Here is a 3,998-nt window from a genome sequence, read left to right as displayed (position 1 = left end):
ATCTTCATGCGGAGCGCGCCGCTCTTGCCAACTGCCGAGCTCGAAACATCTCGCCCGAAGGCGCGACCCTCTACGTAACCCTCGAACCATGCTGCCACACCGGCAAGCAGCCCCCGTGCACCGAAGCCGTCATCGAATCGGGCATCGCACGCGTCGTCGTAGGGTCGGCCGACCCCAATCCGCTTGTCGCAGGACGAGGCTGCGAACAACTTCGCGCAGCTGGCATCACAGTCGACGAGGGCGTCGCGCAAGCGGAATGCGATGCCCTCAACCCCATCTTCTTCCACTTCATCACGCATCACACGCCTTACGTCACGTTGAAGTATGCCATGACGCTCGATGGCAAAATCGCCACGAAAACCGGCGCATCGCGCTGGATTACCGGCCCTGCTGCACGAGAACGCGTGCATGCTGAACGCCTGAGGCACGCCGCCATCATGGTCGGCATCGGCACCGTGCTCGCCGATGACCCGCAACTCACCTGTCGAATCGAAGGCGGACGAAACCCCCTACGCGTTATATGCGACTCGCGCCTGCGCACCCCCATAACTTCCGCAATCGCCCAATCTGCCCGCAACGTGCCGACGATTATCGCGTGCACTCCCAACGCATCAGGCGAGCGCGCCTCAAAGCTCGGGGAGACAGGCTGCGAAATCATGCGCGTTCCCGAGCACGACGGACGCATCGATTTGCGGCAGCTTATGGCCGCCCTTGGAAAACGCGGCATCGACAGCGTACTCATCGAAGGCGGCGCCACGCTCGCCGCATGCGCCCTCGAGGCCGGCATCGTAAACCACGTGCAGGCGTTCATTGCGCCGAAAATTTTCGCAGGCGTCGGCGCGCCTTCCCCGCTTGGCGGCACGGGAGTCAATACGCCTTATCAAGCGTGGACGCTTTCCGCAACCACCGTCGAGAGGCTTGGCAACGACGTGCTTATCGAAGGAGACGTTGTATCTGCCGAAAACGCCGCGCCAAAGGAGGACGCATGTTCACAGGACTAGTCGAAACCGTGGGCCGCGTGCGTTCCATCAAACGCGGCGCGGCAAGCTCGGTGCTCTCCATCGAAGCGCCAGCGATTATGCAAGGCGTACGCATTGGCGACAGCATCGCCACCAATGGCGTATGCCTCACCGCAACGCGCGTAGACGATGTGGGCCTTTGCGCCGACGTGATGCACGAAACGCTGCGGCGATCGTCGCTCGGAACGCTGAGCGCTGGCAGCACCGTGAACCTCGAGCGCGCCATGCCGGCCAATGGCCGCTTCGGCGGACACATCGTGTCGGGGCACATCGACGGCACGGGGCGCATCACCTCCACGCGGCGCGACGACGTTGCCGTGTGGTACGACATCGAGGCGCCCGAAGCCATCACCCGCTACGTCGTTGAAAAAGGCTCCATCGCCATTGACGGAGTAAGCCTCACCGTGGCGCGCGTTTCCGAAAACGGCTTCTCTATTTCGATGATTCCCCACACCGCCGACGTAACCGCGCTTGGGCGTAAGCGGGCGGGAGACATCGTGAATTTGGAATGCGACATCATCGGCAAATACGTCGAAAGGCTTCTTTCCTCGGGCCGCGCAAGCCCCGTCACTAAACCGCACACGTCCGATTGCGCGAGCAAAGCACAATCGACGCTCACCGCCGATTTCCTTGCAAGCAACGGCTTCTTCTAAACCGCACCACGCCACCTCGGCATACCGAAAGGAACCCCTCATGATTGAATACTCCACCATCGAACACGCGCTCGATGAGCTGCGCGCCGGCCGACTCATCATGTGCACCGACGACCCCGAACGCGAAAACGAAGGCGACCTCATTTGCGCGGCGCAATTCGCCACCACCGAGAACATCAACTTCATGGCAACCCACGCCAAAGGCCTCATTTGCATGCCCATGAACGACGAGTACATCGCCAAGCTCGCCCTGCCTCAAATGGTCGCCCGCAACACCGACAACCACGAAACGGCCTTCACCGTATCGATCGACCACGTCGACACGACCACGGGCATTTCCGCCGCCGAGCGATCGATTACGGCCATGAAGTGCGTCGACCCCGACGCCCAACCGCAAGATTTCCGCCGTCCGGGGCACATGTTCCCCCTGCTCGCCAAAGCGGGCGGCGTGCTCGAGCGCAATGGACACACCGAAGCGACCGTCGATCTGTGCCGCCTCGCCGGCCTTGAGCAGTGCGGCCTGTGCTGCGAAATCATGCGCGACGACGGCACCATGATGCGCGCAAGCGAACTCGCTGAAAAAGCCAAAGAATGGGGCTTGGCGTTCATCACGATCAAAGACCTGCAGGAGTACCGCAAAACGCACGACCACCTGGTCGAGCCCGTCGCGGCGGCCAAAATGCCGACCGCATACGGCACGTTCGTCGCACACGGCTTCCGCAACACGCTCAACGGCGAACACCATGTGGCGCTTGTGAAGGGCGATATCGGCGACGGAGAAAACGTGCTCGTGCGCGTGCATTCGGAATGCCTCACGGGCGATGCATTCGGCTCGCTGCGCTGCGACTGCGGCGAGCAGCTCGCCGCGAGCATGCGCCAGATCGAACAAGAGGGACGTGGCATTGTTTTGTACATGCGCCAGGAAGGCCGCGGCATTGGCCTTCTGAACAAGCTGCGCGCCTACGAGCTGCAGGACCAGGGCATGGACACGCTCGACGCGAATCTCGCGCTTGGGTTCCCCGCCGATGCGCGCGAGTACTACATCGGCGCCCAAATCTTGCGCGACCTCGGCGTGAAGAGCATGCGACTGCTCACCAATAATCCCGACAAGCTCTACCAGCTTTCGGGCTACGGCCTCACCATCGCCGAGCGCGTGCCCATCGAAATCGCCCCCACGGAGTGCGACAAACATTATTTGGAGACGAAACGCGACCGCATGGGCCACATGCTCACTGTGTAATTACCGAAGAACCCACAAGCAAGCAACCGCAAAGAAAGGCACCGCATCATGAAACTCTACGAAGGAAAAGTCGTATCGGAAGACATCAAAATCGGCATCGTCGCCGCCCGCTTCAACGAATTCATCGTCTCGAAGCTCGTCTCGGGAGCGCAAGATGCACTCGTGCGCCATGGCGTTGCCGATGAGGACATCGCCCTGGCATGGGTGCCAGGCGCTTTCGAGATTCCGCTGGCAGCAAAGCGCATGGCGGAAAGCGGCAAATACGACGCCGTCATCACCCTGGGCGCTGTGATTCGCGGAGCCACGAGCCACTACGACTTTGTATGCTCCGAGGTTTCCAAGGGCGTGGCGAACGTCGCCCTTGGCGCTGACATCCCCGTGATGTTCGGCGTGCTCACCACCGACACCATCGAGCAGGCGATTGAGCGTGCTGGCACGAAAGCGGGCAACAAGGGGGCCGAGTGCGCGCAGGGCGCCATCGAAATGGTGAACCTGCTTCGCGAAATGGCGTAAAACGGCCAGCCGAGCGTCCAGCACAATTCCCGAGAATCGGAAGCGCGTTTTCCGCCGTCTCCCCGCCTGCCCTGAGAGGCCTTTGGGGGCGTCGGTGTTCAAATATGATCTTCATTTCAATATGAAACACCGCCAGCGAGGCGCATAGCGAGCATCGCGAGCGGTAGCCGAGCGTGCCCCCGAAAGGCCTCTCAGGGCAGGCGGGGAGACGCGAACGATTTGACATAGAAACGAAACGGACGGCCCTTGTGAGTCGTCCGTTTCGTTTCTTTATTCGTACGAAGTGATAATCGCTTCCGCCACGCGAAGGCCATCGACCGCGGCGCTCATAATGCCGCCTGCATAGCCCGCGCCCTCGCCGCACGGGTAAAAGCCGCCCGCGATGGGCTCGCCTTCCGCCGTGCGAGAAGCCGCCGCAACTCCAGCCGACTCGTCGGCGATCTTCAAGCCGCAATCGGTCGTTTGCGAGAACAGCGCCTGGCACGTTGCCTTGTCGCGCACGATGCGAACGGGGCTCGAACTGCGCGTTTCAACGCCCGTAAGCACGGCATTCGGGTCGCTGAAGCCACGAAT

Annotated in this window: 4 protein-coding genes and 1 pseudogene; 4 read left to right on the top strand and 1 reads right to left on the bottom strand. The window is 61.7% G+C overall.

The window, feature by feature from the left end; genetic code table 11:
- The 4 genes from ribD to ribH all read left to right on the top strand — a co-directional run.
- Positions 1 to 1,001, top strand: a 1,001-nt coding sequence (ribD, locus tag ACWI8T_RS08800; RefSeq protein ID WP_449138677.1) for a bifunctional diaminohydroxyphosphoribosylaminopyrimidine deaminase/5-amino-6-(5-phosphoribosylamino)uracil reductase RibD, incomplete at its 5' end; no start/stop codon positions are given.
- On the top strand, positions 986 to 1,672 hold the full coding sequence (locus ACWI8T_RS08795) for a riboflavin synthase (protein WP_449138676.1): 687 nt from the start codon (positions 986 to 988) through the stop codon (positions 1,670 to 1,672). The genes ribD and ACWI8T_RS08795, both read left to right, overlap by 16 nt.
- 40 nt (positions 1,673 to 1,712) lie before the next feature.
- The gene (locus ACWI8T_RS08790; protein WP_449138675.1) at positions 1,713 to 2,912 is read left to right on the top strand and encodes a bifunctional 3,4-dihydroxy-2-butanone-4-phosphate synthase/GTP cyclohydrolase II; all 1,200 of its coding nucleotides are present in this window, start codon (positions 1,713 to 1,715) and stop codon (positions 2,910 to 2,912) included.
- Between the two features lie 48 nt (positions 2,913 to 2,960).
- Entirely contained in the window at positions 2,961 to 3,425 is a 465-nt protein-coding gene (gene ribH, locus ACWI8T_RS08785; RefSeq protein ID WP_114615129.1) for a 6,7-dimethyl-8-ribityllumazine synthase, read from the top strand.
- Between the two features lie 270 nt (positions 3,426 to 3,695).
- Here ribH and ACWI8T_RS08780 read toward each other — a convergent pair.
- A pseudogene (locus ACWI8T_RS08780) lies at positions 3,696 to 3,998 on the bottom strand (NAD(P)/FAD-dependent oxidoreductase); the annotation flags it as partial.

This window comes from Slackia sp. (assembly GCF_977041755.1).
This window is presented reverse-complemented; position numbering and strand designations above follow the sequence as displayed.

Coding starts and splice junctions, on each gene's coding strand:
- ACWI8T_RS08795 (WP_449138676.1), top strand. CDS start 986: ATGTTCACAGGACTAGTCGAAACCGTGGGCCGCGTGCGTTCCATCAAA.
- ACWI8T_RS08790 (WP_449138675.1), top strand. CDS start 1,713: ATGATTGAATACTCCACCATCGAACACGCGCTCGATGAGCTGCGCGCC.
- ribH (WP_114615129.1), top strand. CDS start 2,961: ATGAAACTCTACGAAGGAAAAGTCGTATCGGAAGACATCAAAATCGGC.